We start from the raw sequence: 17355 nt of genomic DNA, 5'->3' as shown, positions 1-17355 counted from the left end.
TCTATGAAGAAAAGTGTGTATTTGCTAATATGGTTAAGTTTTATGATGGCTAACGGACAGATTTCTTTTCAAGATCAAGCCTCTGCCAGAGGTGTTGGTGAAACATGTGGTATTATAAATTATGGAGGAGGTATCTCTTTTTATGATTATAATAATGACGGTTGGGATGATATAACTCTTGCTACCGAAAACAATGAGAATTTAAAAATATTTAAGAATACACAAGATGGTTTTTTTATTCCAGACACAGCATTAATTCCTTTTAATAATTTTCAGCAAAAACAAGTTTTATGGGTAGATTTTGATAATGATGGGGATAATGATTTGTTTATAACAAGTACTACAAATGGTAATAGACTGTATAGAAATGATACAGTTGAGTTAGTAGATGTTACTGCCTCCTCAGGACTTCCATTAGATAATTTGTACACATTTGGTGCTTCTTGGGGAGACTATAATAATGATGGGTTTTTAGATGTCTTTATCTGCAATAGAGATCTTAGCTTACAGATTCCAAATTATTTATTCAAAAATAAAGGGGATGGTACTTTTGTTAATGTAAGTATGACTTCTGGTATTGGCTCAGGTAGTCATTTATCTCTATGTGCCGCTTTTTTTGATTATAATAATGATGGCTGGCAAGACATATATGTGTCTAACGATAAAATACAAACAGTGAATCTTCTATATCATAATAACGGAGATGGAACTTTTACCGAAATGGGTGAGGTTTCTGGTACAAATGTCGCTATAGATGCAATGAGTACAACCATTGGAGATTATAATAATGATGGATGGTTTGATATATATGTAACAAATGGACCTAATGGTAATGTGCTATTTAAAAATAATGGAGATGGTACTTTTACCAATATGGCAGAAGACTCCGGAACTACTTTCAACAGTTCAGCATGGAGTTCTGTGTTTTTAGATGCAGAGAATGATGGAGATTTAGATCTTTACGTAAGCTCTGAGTCCAGCGGTATAAATCCAGAATATATGCCTGCTGCCTTTTATGAAAATCTGGGTAATAATACATTTACCGTTTTAAATAATGGAAGTTTTAATAATGATAATAGAGAGAGTTATTCCAACGCTATTGGAGATATAGATAACGATGGCTATCCAGAGATTGTTGTTAGTAATTCTAGTAATGAAGATTTATTTCTTTGGAAAAACCTAACTACAACTACAAATAATTGGTTAAAAGTAAAATTACAAGGTGTTACCAGCAATAGACAAGGTGTTGGCTCAAGGATAGAAATCAGTGTTAATGGGCAAGAGCAATACAGATATACACTTTGCGGAGAAGGTTACTTAGGGCAAAATAGTGGGTCTGAGTTTTTTGGATTAAGCTCAAATTTAGTGGTTGATTACGTTAAGGTTACTTGGTTAAGTGGTATAGAAGATGTTTTGTATGATGTGCCAGTTAATCAAACATTAAATATAGTAGAAGGGTCTACTTTATCGGTTTATGAAAACCAATTTGTACCAGTTGTTAAATTTAAAAACCCTATTTCAGATAAACTTTTAGTTATATCCTCACAAGAAATAAATGAGTATGAAATCTATGATGAATTAGGAAAAACGATCATAAATAAAGTAAATGATGGTGTTACATTAGATGTTGATATAGGTTTTTTAGAATCAGGCTTATATTTCTGTAAGTTAAAGTTCAATAACAGCTATGCCCAAACTTTAAAGTTGATTAAGAAATAGTTAGATGTTTCAAAGTCTTTTGTCGTAGATTTATCCGTTTCAACGATTGTTGTTTGTGTTAATTTTATCCTAAAAATCAATAAACTATATTTAAAATTAAAACTATTACTTGTGAATAAATATTACCCCTTAGCTTGTTTGTTTTTATTTAGTAGTATTATTTCTAGCCAATCTTTTGAAAGAGTAGAAAGTCTCGTTGGTTTGGGAATATTAGAAGATAATAATGGTGTCGCTGTCGCAGATTATGATGGAGATAACGATTTAGATATTTTTGTCGTAGCTAAAGCAAAAGACAATTTAAATAATGAAAAGACAGTTAGTCGACTGTTTAGAAACGACAATGATGGATCTTTTACCGACGTAACAGAAAGTGCAGGGTTTTCAAATTTATATCCCTCTGAAAATAACCCTGAAGAGTTTTATGGTTTATCTGGTTTTAAATACGGAGCGTTTTGGGGCGATTATAATAATGACGGATTCCCTGATTTGTTTATGACCTTCCTAGATAGTGTTCAACTCTGGAGAAACATGGGTAATGGTACATTTTCTAATGTAACAAGTATTTCGGGAATTACCGAAAGTAATGACTGTGGAAACACTGGAGCCACTTGGTTTGATTATAATAACGATGGCTTCTTAGACCTTTTTATTGCAGATTGGAGACGTTGCGCCGGAAATTCTCTTTATTTAAATAACGGTAATGAAACATTTACCAATGTTAGTGTTTCAGCTGGGATTACAAATAGCTTCATTTTTCATTCTTTTGTAGGTTTTCCTTTTGATTTTGATGAAGATGGTCTTATGGATTTGTATGTCACTAATGATCTTAATGATCCAAATCATTTATATATAAATCAGAATGGGTTAGATTTTGTAGAACAAGGATTATCTTATAATGTCGATACACAAGGCGACGATATGGCTATTGCTTATGGAGATTACAATTTAGATGGGTACATAGATATTTTTGTAACAGCAATAGATATCAACTTTTTATTAACTAACAATGGAGATAACACCTTTACAGAAAATGCTGTAGAAAATGGTGTAGGAAATACATTATGGTCTTGGGGCACAAAGTTTGCCGACTTTGATTTAGATGGAGATGAAGACCTATTTGTGTCTAATGGATATGTTTTGAATGGAAGATCGGAAGAACCAAATTTTTACTTTAAAAATAATGCAACTCAAGGTGATGCAACTTTTAGTGACATATCAAGTTCTTTAGGGTTGAATGAACTATCGGTTAGTGTAGAAGCGCTTGATTTTGATTATGATAATGATGGAGATCTAGATCTATTAGTAACAAATAGTGATAGAGGATGTTTTTTTTATGAAAACAAGGAGTTAAACTTTGATGATACTGAGACGACTTTAAATTGGTTTAAAATTCATTTACAAGGCACAACATCTAACAGAGATGCAATCGGTACTACACTAACATTAACCACTGCCAACGGAACACTAAAACGTTATTATACAGGTGTTGGGTTTTTAGGCCAAAGTCTGCAAGCTGTGCATTTTGGTTTAGATGATGCAACAGAAGTACTTACTTTAGAGGTACAATGGCCTTCAGGATTAGTTGAAAATTATTCTAATATTTCTTCAAACACTACAGTAAAATTAACGGAAGGAAGTGGAATGGAAGTTTTAAATATTGAGCCTAGTCAAAAAGTGTATGGATGTACAGACCCTGTTTCTTGCAACTACAATCCAAACGCTACTTTAAATGATGGTTCTTGTGTGTATTTGCCTTCTCAAACTATTGTTGGTAATACGAGTTCTTCTTTTTTGAGTACAGAAACTTATACTTATAATATTGATACAGGTTCTACGGCTAATTGGGTTGTGTCTGGTGGTGAATTGATAAGTGGTCAAGGCACAAACTCAATAACAGTAAAATGGCATCTAGAAGAATTTGGAAGCGTAGCTATTACAGAAACAGATGACCAATGTTCTAGTCAAGAAGTAGCAATAGATATTGAATTAGGTGTTGATGATCTTCCTGACAATGTTTCAATTGCTAGATTATGGAACGAAGCTTTACTTGAAGCTATAAGAGACGATTTTGCAAGGCCTACAGTACATGCAAGAAACTTGTTTCACACAAGCGTTGCAATGTACGATGCTTGGGCAATTTATGACGATACTGCAGTACCATATTTTATAGGAAATACAGTTCATGGTTTTACAACGGTTTTAGAAGAGTTTACACCAAATGAGGATATCGATACATCTATCAGTAAGGCTATTAGCTATGCGATGTATCGTTTGATGACACATCGTTTTCAAAATTCGCCAGGACTAGAAGAGACTCAAGCAAGATTTGATTTGTTGATGGATAAACTGGGTTACGATATCAATAATACATCTCTAATGTATGAAGATGGTGATGCTGCTGCTTTGGGTAATTTTATAGCTCAGTCTATTATAGATTACGGCTTACAAGACGGATCAAGAGAAGCAACAGGTTACGACAATGCCTATTACCAACCGGCAAATCAGGCTTATGCGTTAGATGATAATAATAATCCGCCTATTCAATATCCTAACCGTTGGCAACCTTTAGGTTTAGATTCTTTTATTGATCAGGGAGGAAATATTATAGATAGCAATGTGCCACCATTTTTAAGTCCAGAATGGGGAAATGTTTACGGTTTTGCGTTAAGTGATGCAGATATGGTTACTTACCAAAGAGATGGAGATAACTATCAAGTATTTCATGACCCTTCAGATCCTCCTTACATAAGTCTATCAGAAGAAAATACAGCAAGTGATGCCTATAAATGGGGCTTTTCTATGGTGTCTGTATGGCAATCTCATCTAGATCAAAACGATGGAGTTATGTGGGATATTTCACCAAATTCCATTGGAAATGTTGATATAAGTACTTTTCCAACCAGTTATACAGATTATTCGAGCTTCTATAATTTTTTCGATGGAGGTGCTATTGGTGATGGATATACAATAAATCCAATAACAGGTAATCCTTATGAGGTTAATATGGTGCCTAGAGGTGATTATGCAAGAGTATTGGCAGAGTTTTGGGCAGACGGACCAGATTCTGAGACTCCTCCAGGACATTGGTTCTCGATATTAAATTATGTAAATGATCATCCAATGTTTGAAAGACGATTTGAAGGTCAGGGAGATATTTTAGATCCAATAGAATGGGATGTCAAAGCTTATTTCATTTTAGGTGGAGGTATGCATGATGCTGCTGTTTCGGCTTGGGGAGTAAAAGGTTGGTATGATTATATTAGGCCAATATCTGCTATACGTTCTATGGCAAAGCGTGGACAAAGTACAGATAGTAGTTTAGATAATTATCATGTAGGAGGTATAGAATTAATTGATGGTTATGTAGAAGTTGTAGAAGCAGGTGATCCATTAGCAGGTTTTGCTAATCAACATGTTGGGAAAATAAAATTATATACATGGAGAGGTCATGACTATATAAGTAATACAGAAACAGATCAAGCAGGTGTAGGTTGGATTTTAGCAGATGATTGGTATCCTTATCAAAGACCAACATTTGTAACACCACCTTTTGCTGGGTATGTATCTGGTCATTCTACATTTTCGAGAACAGCATCAGAGTTAATGACCATGATGACAGGTAGTGAGTTTTTTCCAGGTGGATTAGGCGAATTTACAGCTAAAGCAAATGAATTTTTAGTTTTTGAAGAAGGACCTTCAGTTGATGTCGTGTTGCAATGGGCTACATATAGAGACGCGTCAGACCAAACAAGTTTAAGTAGAATTTGGGGCGGAATTCATCCACCTGCAGATGATATTCCTGGTCGTTTTATTGGTCAGGAAGTTGCTGGTGATACTTTTGATTTTGCCGTGCCATATTTTAATGGTTCGTTAGGTGTTGATGATCTTAATCTTAATATGCATGTCTATCCAAATCCTGTTACAAACAGTGAAATAACTATAACAAATACAAATGGTTCTGAGACTATTGAGATTTATGATGTTGGAGGTAGAAAAATACAATCTTATAGTTCAGTTTATAGCATAATTAATAACTCAACAAATCTTATTCTAAGAGGTTTTAATACAGGTGTTTATGTGTTAAAAATTGTTAGGGATAATAAGAGTTTTACTAAAAAGATTTTGTTGTTATAATTGAATTGCATCAACATGTATTATAGCGATGTTTTTTTTACTTTAATCGATTTAGAGATGTTCTCACCAATTCTTTTAAAATATTAATATACTTTTAACATATTACTAACTTAAAATTCATTCTCGTATGAAAAAAATTACTTTTTTGCTATTTTCATTAATTGGTTTCTTAGCATCTGCTCAAGTTAATATTGATGAGAATTTTGAAGCAGGTATGCCTGGCGATTGGTCAGCTACTTACTCTACTTCAACTTCATTTTCGTGTGATGGTACTTCGGCACGTGTTAATTTGTATGCCTCTAATGCAAGTGCTAATCTAACAACTTCTAATCAAGTCGGTTCATCTAATGGAACAGATTTAGATGTAAGTTTTGATTATAAAATTGTAGATTATGATAGTTCTACCTTTGGTGCTTCGGACAACCCTACACCTGTGGGCTGGGGAACAGCGGAGCTTCAGTACTCAACTGATGATGGTGTTAATTGGGTGACCGCACTTACAATAGATGATGGTAACCATACAGCTTCCTCAACTTGTGCAACTATGATGGTAACTGTCCCTGCGGCGAGTTTACCTAATGGGTCAGATGTGAAATTACAAATTATCAATACATGGGCTGCGGGAGACTACTATTTTTATGTAGATAATTTTGTAGTAATGCAAGCGGCTGTTGATCCTCCAAACTGTGATGCTACGTTAACAGACATTACATATGATGGTGATATAAGTTGGACATCAGCGACAGGTCTTCCTACAGGATATACAATAACTGTAGGTACTACATCAGGAGGTAATGATTTAGCTGATAACGTTGATGTAGGAGATGTGCTTACATACAATGTAGGAGCGCTTAGCCCTGGAGATGTTGTATATGTTACTATTGTGCCTTACAACGATAATGGTCCTGCTACAGGTTGTGTAGAGCAATCAATAACGGTACCTTGTTTAGATCCTTCGGGAGGAAATGCTACTAATATTGGGATTAATCAAGCTGATTTAAACTGGACAGAAAACGGAAATGCTGCTCTTTACAATGTAGAAGTTGTTTTTGCAGGAGATGCTCCTACGGGTACAGCAACAGATTCAGGTGTTGCTAATGGATTTACAAAAATGGGATTAACTTCTTTTACAAATTATGAATTTTATGTTCAAGCAGATTGTACTGGCGGAAGTCTTAGCGGATGGGTTGGTCCTTTTGCATTTACAACATTGTGCTCTGCATTAGTGCCAGATTATACTGCAGATATGTCGGTAAATGTGCCTGACTCTTGTTGGAATGAAGCTGGTTCTGGTGATACCACAACTGGTCCTATGGATTTAGGTGCTTCAGACTGGAGACAAGGTACGTCTTATGCGCTAGGTTCTAGTAATGCTATTAATCTATATTCTAATGTTGATCAAGAATGGTTATTGTCTCCAATATTTGATTTATCAGTTGCAGGACCGTATCAATTGGAATTAAACGTAGCGGTAACTAACTGGAATAATGGAACACAAGATGATACCATGGGAAGTGATGATGAAGTACAATTACTTATGAGTACAGATGGAGGTGCTTCGTGGTCAAACTTAACGACTTGGAATGCAGGTAATGAGCCACCAGTTGGAGGTATAGAATATGTTGAAGATTTAACTGCAATTACAGGAAATGTACAGTTTGCTATATACGCTACAGATGGTGCAGTAGACGATAGTGAGGATTATGATTTTCATATAGGTGAATTTATAGTTCGTGAAATACCATCTTGTCCAGATCCAGCATCATTAATGATGACTTCATTAACAGACATGACAGCAGATTTTTCTTGGTCTGTAGCTGGTACTGAGACTACTTGGGAATATGCAAACTTACCTTCACCTTCTGCTGAACCTGCAAGTGGTACATCTACTATGGATACTTCTGTAGGATTCACGGATTTGACGCCAGAAACTGATTATGATTTTTATATAAGAGTTGATTGTGGTGGTACCTATAGCTCATGGGCTATGATAAGTTACACCACACCAGCTACACCACCTGTAAACAACGATTGTGCTAACGCAATTACACTAACTCCTGGAGGAACTTTTGAAGATAGTCCGGTTACAGGACAAACTAACGTAGGTGCAACAGGTTCAGGAGAGTTACCTTTACCAGGCTGCGCTTCTTATGATCCTGCTGATAGTACAGGAAATGGTGGAGATGTTTGGTATGCTGTTACGGTTCCATCTGATGGAAATTTAACAATAGAAACCAATGCTGATCCTACTGGAAATGGAGGAGATAGTGGTATGGCTGTTTACACTGGTACCTGCGGTTCTTTAAGTCTATTAGAGTGTGATGATGATGATTCTCTTGATGGTAATTATTCTCAAGTTGTTATAGAGCCAGCAGATGGTTTAGCAGATCAAACAGTATACGTAAGAGTATGGGAGTATAGTGGAGATGCTATAATTAATTTCCAAGTATCTGCATTTAGCGCAACGCTTTCTACTGGTAGCTTTGAAAATGAATCAGCATTCACATATTTCCCTAACCCAGTAAAAAATACATTAACATTAAATGCTCAAAATACTATTGAGAATGTTACAATGTATAATATGTTAGGTCAAGAAGTTTTAAGAGCTACACCAAACGCTGTTAATAGTGAATTAAATATGTCTAGCTTACAAGATGGTGCTTACTTTGTTAAGGTAACTATCGCTAATATTACTAAAACAATAAAAGTAATTAAGCAGTAATTTTAGATTAATATAATTTATCAAAAGCCACCTCTAAAGGTGGCTTTTGTGTTTTCTTTAGTTACTTTTGTAGCTATGGACGAGATATATTATTCTTTTATAATTCCTGTGTACAATAGGCCAGATGAGATTAAGGAACTTCTAGATAGTTTTAAAAATTTAGAAGGTAATCTCGACTATGAAATTGTAATTGTAGAGGATGGTTCTTCCATAAAAGCAGATGAAGTTGCCAATAGTTATAATGAGGATTTAAACATCGCTTATTTTTATAAAGAAAACTCAGGTCCTGGAGATTCCAGAAACTATGGTATGAGACATGCCAGAGGAAATTATTTTATTATCCTGGATTCTGATGTTATTTTACCTTCAAACTACTTAATAGAGGTTAATAATTTTCTTTCAAAAACTTACTATGATTGTTTTGGCGGACCAGATGCAGCACATCATTCCTTTTCAAATCTACAAAAAGCAATAAATTTTGCAATGACCTCATTTATAACAACAGGAGGTATAAGAGGAGGGAAGCAACAGATTGAAGATTTTCAGCCTAGAAGTTTTAATATGGGATTGTCTAAAAAAGCATTTTTAGAAACAGGTGGTTTTGGGAAAATTCATCCTGGTGAAGATCCAGATTTATCACTTAGATTATTAAAGTTGGGATTTAAAACTACTTTAATAGACAAGGCTTTTGTATTTCATAAAAGACGTATATCCTGGTCTAAGTTCTATAAGCAAGTAAATAAGTTTGGTATGGTAAGACCCATACTTAATCAATGGCATCCAGCCTCAAAAAGTATTACATATTGGTTGCCAACGTTGTTTGCGTTTGGTTTAGTCATGGCAGGTGTATTTAGTTTGCTAGGTATTATGTTGCCATTATATTTATACGCGTTTTATTTTAGTGTAGCCTTTATTTTAGCGCTATTCAGTAGTAAAAATTTAGTCGTAGCGGTATTGGCTTTAGTGGCTATTTTGGTTCAGTTTTTTGGTTATGGTTACGGTTTTATAAGATCTACCTTTAGTCTTGTGGTGTTAAAAAAGCAACCAGAGAAAGCATTTCCTCATTTATTCTTTAGATAGTATGTGTTCTAAAAAAAAGGCAAATATATTAGAATTCCTCAAAAAGCGAAACATCAATCGCTTTGGTGTCTTTTTGGGTATAGCTTTTGTCTTTTTGATTTTCTCAAAACTTTCTAGTGATTACAACCAGCCAATTAAGCTAAAAATAAAGTTTACTGACTTAGCTGAAGAAATAATAATTAAATCAGATTCTTCTAGTACTATAGAAGCTATAGTAGAAGCTAAGGGTTTTGCTTTAATACCTTATATATTTAATAATACAGAAACTATTAGTCTAAATGCTAATGAAGATGTAATTGTTAATGAAAATGAATTTGTTTTCGAGGTACAAAAAAATAACTTCTTACTAGAAGAACAACTTGGAACGTCTTACAAAATACGATCTTTAAAGCCAGATTTATTGCATATAGCTTATTCTAAAAGAGCGTCTAAGTTTGTGTCAGTTAAGCTTAACTCTAATGTAAAGTATGCAACAGGATATGATTTGTATGGTAATTTTACGCTAAGTAGCGATAGTGTAAAAATTGTAGGACCAACAGATAAAATTACAGGTATAACATCTGTAATTACTAATGAATTAAAGTTAACTGAAGTAAATACAGATATAAAGACCAATCTTAAGTTCAATACAATTAAAGATGTTGAGGTATTTCCAAAATCAATCAATGTAGAAGCAAAAGTGAAGCGCTTTACCGAAGGTAAAATAGATGTACCGCTTACTATAGTTAATAAGCCAGAAAATGTATTGGTTAACTACTTTCCAAAAACTGTAACACTTTCTTACTACGTAGATTTAGAGAGTTTTAATTCTATTACACCTTCAGAATTTTCTGTAGAGTGCGATTATAGTCTTATCAATAGCAATCAAACATATTTTGTACCTAAAATTGCTAAAAAGCCTAAATTTATTAAACGCGTTAACATAAAACAAAAACGCATAGATTTTATAAGGTTGTAATGATGATAGTTGGTTTAACAGGAGGTATAGGAAGTGGAAAAACGACCATTGCAAAGTGGTTTCAATCTGAAGGTATACCTGTTTATATAGCAGATAAAGAGGCTAAAGCATTAATGAACCGTTCTAAGGTAATCAAGCGAAAGCTTGTAGCACTCTTTGGGGAAGACGCATACAAAGAAGGTAAATTAAACAGAGAATACTTAGCTTCAAAAATTTTTAATGATAAAACATTATTGGCTAAGATGAATGCTATAGTTCATCCTAAAGTTGCATCACACTTTAACAGGTGGTTAAAAAAGCAAGATTCTCCATATGTTATTAAAGAAGCTGCTATAATTTTTGAAAACAATTTAGAGTACCAATACAATTATATAATTACAGTTGTTGCCGACAAAAAATTAAGAATAGAACGCGTTATGAAGCGAGATAACGCTTCAAAAGAAAAAGTAGAGTCTATCATAAGTAATCAACTGTCTGATGACGAGAAAATTAAAAAATCTCACTTCGTTATTAATAACAATAAATTAGAAGAAGCAAAGGCTCAAGCGCTGTCCATTCATCAAACTTTACTAGAAAAATCAAAAAAATAGTAACCTCCGGTTTGTTAATGTAAGGTTAAACATAATTTATGCTAAATGTTAAAATGTTAAATTTGGCTGATGAGTAAAAAACTATTCATCTTATTGGTGGTTTTAATGAGCTTATCGCTCATCGGTATCATTTTTGTGCAATCATTTTTTATTAATAATAGTTTAAAAAATGAGGAAGATAATTTTACTCGAAGTGTAACCAGAGCTTTAAGTTTCGTATCTAGAGATATTCAAGATTACGAGATTAGGAAGTTTTATGGTTTAATTCAACCTTACATTGCAAACAATAGAGAGCCAGATTCCACAGCAATAAGACAATTGTACATCACAACAGAAGATGTTGTTAACGATCAAACAATAATTCATCGTAACACCATTTTAGAAGAGCGCTTTAAAGTGCCTTCATTGTTCTTTGAAATTGATACAGACAGTATAGATATAAGTAATTTTACCAGCGAGCGTACAACAGAATATTTTGATAGAAATACGTTAGATGGTAATCAAAGCAGTAAACCAAGCAAAACTCTTGTAGAATTTTCTCATCTCTCTGATATAGATAAAAAGGCTTATGAAGATACTTTTAAGACCTTTTTAAGAGAAGTGCCTATATATAAGAGGGTTACAGCTGTTCAGGTTGAAACTCTGTTAAAAAGACATTTAAAAGATGAAGGAATAGACATAAACTTTGAATTTGCTATATACGACGATGATTTAGCAACTAAAGTACAAACAAGAAATTTTGAAAAAAGTAATGCCTTTTTAGGTGTTCCTATTTTTTTAGATACCAACAACGAGAGCAGTTATAGGCTTTACGTAGATTTTCCTGAAAGGAAAAAGTTTTTGATATCAACAATACTAAAAATGATAGTATTATCAATAGTATTTACGGGAGTTATCATTTTGGCTTATTCTAGTGCCATATACCAATTAATAAGACAACGTCAAATATCGCAGATAAAGACAGACTTTATTAATAATATGACGCATGAGTTTAAAACACCAATAGCTACAATAAACTTGGCATTAGATGCAATAAAGAATCCTAAAATAATAGCAGACCAAGATAAGGTAAAGCGTTATTTAGGAATGATCAAGGACGAAAACAAGCGTATGCATGCACAAGTAGAAAATGTATTACGTATATCTAAACTAGAAAAAAACGAACTTAATATTAGTAAGGAGCGTTTAGAGTTGCACGACCTAGTAGAAGATGCTATAACGCACATAGAGTTAATAGTAGAAGATAGAAAAGGATATGTAAAAACACATCTTAAGGCTACTCAAACCTCAGTTTTAGCAAACGAGTCGCACTTTACAAATGTTATAGTTAATATTCTAGATAATGCTGTTAAGTATTCAGAAGATGAGCCAAAAATAGATGTCTATACAGAAAATGTTGGAAACAATGTTATCTTAAAAATTGCCGATCAAGGTAATGGAATGTCTAAGCAAGTGGCAAAACGTGTGTTTGAAAAATTTTACAGAGAACACACAGGAAATGTACATAATGTAAAAGGTCATGGGTTAGGATTAGCCTATGTAAAACAAATAATAGACGACCATCAAGGTCATATATCAGTAGAAAGTGAAAAAGGAAAGGGTAGTACTTTTATAATAAAGCTGCCGTTAATATCATAAAACCGAATTATGGAAGAGCAAAACAAGAAAATTCTTTTGGTAGAAGACGATCCAAATTTTGGAACCGTTTTAAAAGATTATTTAATGATGAACGATTACGACGTTGTCCATGCCAAAAATGGAATGGAAGGTTTTGAGAAGTTCAAAAAAGACGATTTCGATCTTTGTATCTTAGATGTAATGATGCCTTACAAAGACGGATTTACTCTAGCCAAAGAAATAAGAGAAAAAAACACAGATGTGCCAATTATATTCTTAACTGCAAAGGCAATGAAAGAAGATGTACTTAAAGGGTACAAAGTTGGTGCAGATGACTATCTTAACAAGCCTTTTGACAGCGAAGTGCTTTTAATGAAAATAAAAGCAATTATGCAACGTAAGGCTACAGATTCTGTTGCAGATAGTAAGCAGTTTGAGTTTAAAATTGGTCGTTTTGATCTTAATTCTAAGCTTCGTTTCTTAAAGTTTGATGGTGGAGAGCCAACAAAATTATCACCAAAAGAGAACGAATTATTACGTTTACTTGCCTTACACGAAAATGATTTAATGCCAAGAGAATTAGCATTAACAAAAATATGGAGAGATGATAATTATTTTACCTCTCGTAGTATGGATGTGTATATTGCTAAGTTACGTAAGTACCTAAAACCAGATCCAAAAGTTGAAATTTTAAATATTCACGGTGAAGGGTTTAGGCTAGTGGTTAACGGAAAAGAAAGTTAATTCTATTATAGATTAAAAAATCCGATGCAATAAGCATCGGATTTTTTTATATGTTTTTCTCGATATATTCGATTATGTGAGTAATGTCCGTAGTATAATCAAACCATTTTATAGTTTCGTCTTTTCTAAACCACGTCAGTTGTCGCTTTGCAAATCGTCTGGTATTTTTCTTTATTTCTGAAATGGCAAAATCCAAAGTCCATTCACCTTCAAAATAATTAAAGAGTTCCTTGTAGCCTACAGTATTAAGGGCATTTAAATCTTTGTGTTTTAATAGAGTTTTAGCTTCTTCTAGCAAACCATTTTTCACCATAATATCTACACGTTGATTAATTCTATCATAGATTGTAGATCGTTCTGCATTTAAACCTATAGATAGGGTTTTAAAAGGTCGGGATTTTTCAGGATTTGTTAAAAAAGACGAATATGGTTGTCCAGAGCCAATACAAATTTCTAAAGCTCTTATTAATCGTTGTGGATTATCTATTGCAATAGATTCATGAGCTATAGGATCTAATGACTTTAGTTCCTTTTGAAGTGCTTCAATACCTTCATCTATAAGTCTTTTATTTAGCTCAGTTCGTATGCTTTCATCAACATTAGGAAAATTATCTAAACCCTTCGTGACAGCTTTTACATAAAGTCCAGAGCCACCTACCATTATGGTGATATCATTTTTTTTGTGAATAGCTTCAATTTTAGACATGGCATCACGTTCAAAATCACCTACGCTGTAATTGTCTTTTACTGATATATGTTGAATAAAGTGATGTTTTGCTGCGTTTTGTTCTTCTGTAGAAGGCACAGCAGTTCCGATATTCATTTCTTTAAAAAACTGACGAGAATCTGCCGAGACAATCTCTGTATTAAAATGTTGCGCAAGCTTTATACTAAGCGCAGTTTTACCAATGGCTGTAGGGCCAACAATAGATATAAGTGTTTTAGTCATGATGTAGTTTGCATCCACATTTGTGGCAAAATATAGCATCGTCTTGGTGCTTTTCTGCCAAGCAGTTAATACAGCATTGAGAGTTTAGCACAACAGTTTGTATATGCTTATGTTCTTCATCAGATACTTTTTTATCGCTACCAGAAGCTTTTGTGTATTCTGCAGAAACAATGCCAGTTGGTACAGCAATAATACCATAACCCATAATCATTATAACGGCTGCAATAAATTGTCCTAAAGGTGTTACAGGTGCAATGTCTCCAAAACCTACAGTAGTCATTGTTACAATACACCAATACACACTTTTTGGTATGTTAGTAAAACCACTATCTGCACCTTCTACCATGTACATAATGGTTCCGAAAATTACAGAGGCAATAAGTACGGCAAATAAAAAAACAGAAATCTTTGCTCTACTGGCTTTTATAGCATTTGCCAATTGATTAGAAGCACCCATGTAACGCGCTAATTTCAAAATTCTGAAAATTCGTATTAAGCGAAGCGCTCGTAAAGCTACTAATGCGTGTGTGCCTACAAAAATTAGGGATAAATATTTTGGTATAGTAGATAGTAGATCTATTATGCCGTAAAAGCTAGTAATATACTTTATAGGTTTGTTTACGGTTATAATTCTTAGGATATACTCAATAGAAAATAAAATAGTAATAATCCATTCACCGAGATTTAATAGGTCATGATGTTTTTCATCAAAACTACTTACGCTTTCGAGCATTACCAAAATAATGCTGGCAAGGATAGCTATGAGTAAAACAACATCAAACAATTTTCCTGCAGGAGTATCTGCTTCATAAATAATTTCATGCAGTCTTGTTCTCCAGGTATGTTTGTTTTCTGTTTTCACGTTTTAAAAATACAAAAAGTAGATTTTATTTTTTCTCTAGTACTATTACAGTATTATTTTGAATTTTAACTACTTTACTCATGAATATTTTAAGATAATTGTAATATTCTGGTTCATATATAGCCTTACTGAATTTTATCTTAAAAATTAAAGTTAATTTATTGTCGTTGACCTCTGTGCTAAAAATAAAAGAGCCTGCTTTTTCAGGTAGAATATAATTTTCTGATTCTGGTAATTCTACAACTTTGAGATTTTCACCTAAGTCTATATTTAGCATATATGCGAAAGAATCTTTGTATCCAAAGTCTATAGGGTATGTTCGTTCTTGTAATTTAAATGGATTGACTTCAAAGAATTTTAAGATAAAGGGATTATAGTAGATTTTATCAGCTATTAACTCTGGCTCTTGGGTGAAATTGATGGTTTCTTCAAAATTTTCACTATCACTACCAGTGTCTATAACATCATGATCCTCAATTATAATATTTTTGTATTTATTTGCTTTGTTTTCTTTATAGCTTATTGGGTTTTGTTGATATGCATTTTTCGGGTTATGAGCATGATATCTGGAAAATTTGCTTCCTAGTAATCCATTAAATTCGTCATTAGAAAAAGTGTTAAGAGATATTCTGTGAGATATTGTAGAATATTCTTCTAGTTTAATATCTTCCCAATAGCTTCCGTCTTCAAAATCCATTAATCTTCCATATTGATTTAAGCATCTGTAGGGTAGTTCTCCAAAAAATAGATAGGGTTCTGTTGCATCTAGATAATAATCTTTCCCATCGATTGTTGCCTTTAGAATTAGATAATTAAAGTCTGTTAGTACAGGATAAATCTTGGTTGGCAAGCCATTAGCTCTGGTGGAAATCATAACAGGATAAATAGTGTACCCTTCACTGGTTAATAGGTTTTCTAACAATAGGTTAATCTCAAAAGCATTTCCTATTTTTTCCTTAACCGTTTTTTTTACTGATACATCATACCTATCGTATTTCTCATTCCATTTGTAATTATTTTGTACAAATTGATAAATGGCTTTAGCTTTTTCTAATTTATCGCTAATCTTAGAGATGTCTTTGGGAAGTACATTTTTAATAAGACTCTTTTTACTTACTTGCCTGCCAAAATTTGCATCAGTTTTTAGCTCTTTATCAACATCTTTCCATGTCTTTGAAATTTTATCTACTCGACCATCAAAATACAAAATTTCATTAAGCTCATATTCAATTCTAGAGATATAATTAAAGTCGGTAGTTGTGTATCCTTCTTGTTTATAGGCAGGAATATTTTTCATTACATACTTGCTTACAGCACAATCTGCAGAACCACCTCCGGCCACTTTTAAACAGTTTTTTTCTATTTTAGACTCATTAACATCTAACTGAAATCCACCTACAAGTTTTACGTGATATTTGTAGTTTCCTGGAATACTTGTATTGTATTCGCTATAAAGTACAGGGTTTGAACTTTGAAAATACCATGGCTGATATTTTGTAATAAAACGAGATTGCTTTTCATAACTGATAGTGAAAACACTACCTACTTTTAAATTTGGTAAGACAAGCTTTACTAAGGTGTAATCTTCATTTTCTTCTTTAAAAATAGCACTTGGTTGTAGTTGGGTTCTAACAATCTCATCATTTTCTAGATTATATGTAGTACCTATAATATTTTCTATTTTTTCGCTCGACGATTTCCCTTTGTACAATTTTATTTTTATGACACCTAAGTCAATACCTTCTTTTCTTAATATTTTTACTTTTTGTTTAATTTGGGATTTCAGCCAAAACGTTTCTCTGTCTATAAAGGTATTTCCATAATCATAAATAACAAGAGCATTAGCAGTTGAGTCTCTTTTATATGAGTTAAGTTCCAAGTCACTTTTGCTAACATTCATGTCTACATTATAATTTTGAGCAAAAGAAAGTGCTGAGATTAAAAGGAAAGCAAAGATTGAAAGGAATTTTTTTTTCATTT

11 protein-coding genes are annotated in these 17355 nt (G+C 33.2%); 8 read left to right on the top strand and 3 right to left on the bottom strand.

Features of this window, described 5'->3' with window-relative positions:
• Nucleotides 1-3 precede the first annotated feature (3 nt).
• The 8 genes from P7122_RS15350 (at nt 4) to P7122_RS15315 (ending at nt 13564) form a co-directional block, all read left to right on the top strand.
• On the top strand, nt 4-1719 hold the full coding sequence (locus P7122_RS15350) for an FG-GAP-like repeat-containing protein (RefSeq protein ID WP_278006685.1): 1716 nt from the start codon (nt 4-6) through the stop codon (nt 1717-1719).
• 111 nt (nt 1720-1830) lie between these two features.
• The gene (locus P7122_RS15345) at nt 1831-5853 is read left to right on the top strand and encodes an FG-GAP-like repeat-containing protein (protein WP_278006684.1); all 4023 of its coding nucleotides are present in this window, start codon (nt 1831-1833) and stop codon (nt 5851-5853) included.
• A 127-nt stretch (nt 5854-5980) separates the two neighbouring features.
• Nucleotides 5981-8575, top strand: a complete 2595-nt coding sequence (locus tag P7122_RS15340; RefSeq protein ID WP_278006683.1) for a T9SS type A sorting domain-containing protein — start codon at nt 5981-5983, stop codon at nt 8573-8575.
• A gap of 75 nt (nt 8576-8650) precedes the next feature.
• On the top strand, nt 8651-9655 hold the full coding sequence (locus P7122_RS15335; protein WP_278006682.1) for a glycosyltransferase family 2 protein: 1005 nt from the start codon (nt 8651-8653) through the stop codon (nt 9653-9655).
• 1 nt (nt 9656) lies between these two features.
• A complete protein-coding gene (locus P7122_RS15330) occupies nt 9657-10613 on the top strand; it encodes a YbbR-like domain-containing protein (protein WP_278006681.1) in 957 nt (318 codons plus the stop codon).
• Complete coding sequence (gene coaE / locus P7122_RS15325; RefSeq protein ID WP_278006680.1) at nt 10613-11203, top strand: dephospho-CoA kinase; 591 nt, start codon at nt 10613-10615, stop codon at nt 11201-11203. Before P7122_RS15330 ends, coaE begins: the two co-directional genes overlap by 1 nt.
• 69 nt (nt 11204-11272) lie before the next feature.
• Complete coding sequence (locus tag P7122_RS15320; RefSeq protein ID WP_278006679.1) at nt 11273-12841, top strand: sensor histidine kinase; 1569 nt, start codon at nt 11273-11275, stop codon at nt 12839-12841.
• Between the two features lie 9 nt (nt 12842-12850).
• The gene (locus tag P7122_RS15315) at nt 12851-13564 is read left to right on the top strand and encodes a response regulator transcription factor (RefSeq protein WP_278006678.1); all 714 of its coding nucleotides are present in this window, start codon (nt 12851-12853) and stop codon (nt 13562-13564) included.
• Between the two features lie 46 nt (nt 13565-13610).
• Here the strand turns inward: P7122_RS15315 and miaA are convergent, their stop codons facing one another.
• The 3 genes from miaA to P7122_RS15300 are packed head-to-tail and all read right to left on the bottom strand — an operon-like array spanning nt 13611 to nt 17353.
• A complete protein-coding gene (miaA, locus tag P7122_RS15310) occupies nt 13611-14513 on the bottom strand; it encodes a tRNA (adenosine(37)-N6)-dimethylallyltransferase MiaA (protein WP_278006677.1) in 903 nt (300 codons plus the stop codon).
• Nucleotides 14506-15375 (bottom strand): ion transporter, encoded by an 870-nt coding sequence (locus tag P7122_RS15305; RefSeq protein ID WP_278006676.1) that lies wholly within the window; start codon nt 15373-15375, stop codon nt 14506-14508. Before P7122_RS15305 ends, miaA begins: the two co-directional genes overlap by 8 nt.
• A 25-nt stretch (nt 15376-15400) precedes the next feature.
• The gene (locus tag P7122_RS15300) at nt 15401-17353 is read right to left on the bottom strand and encodes a DUF3858 domain-containing protein (RefSeq protein WP_278006675.1); all 1953 of its coding nucleotides are present in this window, start codon (nt 17351-17353) and stop codon (nt 15401-15403) included.
• Nucleotides 17354-17355: the final 2 nt, after the last annotated feature.

Origin of the sequence: Winogradskyella marincola (assembly GCF_029624125.1) — a bacterium.
Lineage (GTDB): Bacteria > Bacteroidota > Bacteroidia > Flavobacteriales > Flavobacteriaceae > Winogradskyella > Winogradskyella marincola.
Note: the sequence above shows the minus strand (reverse complement) of the source record. Positions and strands in the feature narration are given on the sequence as shown.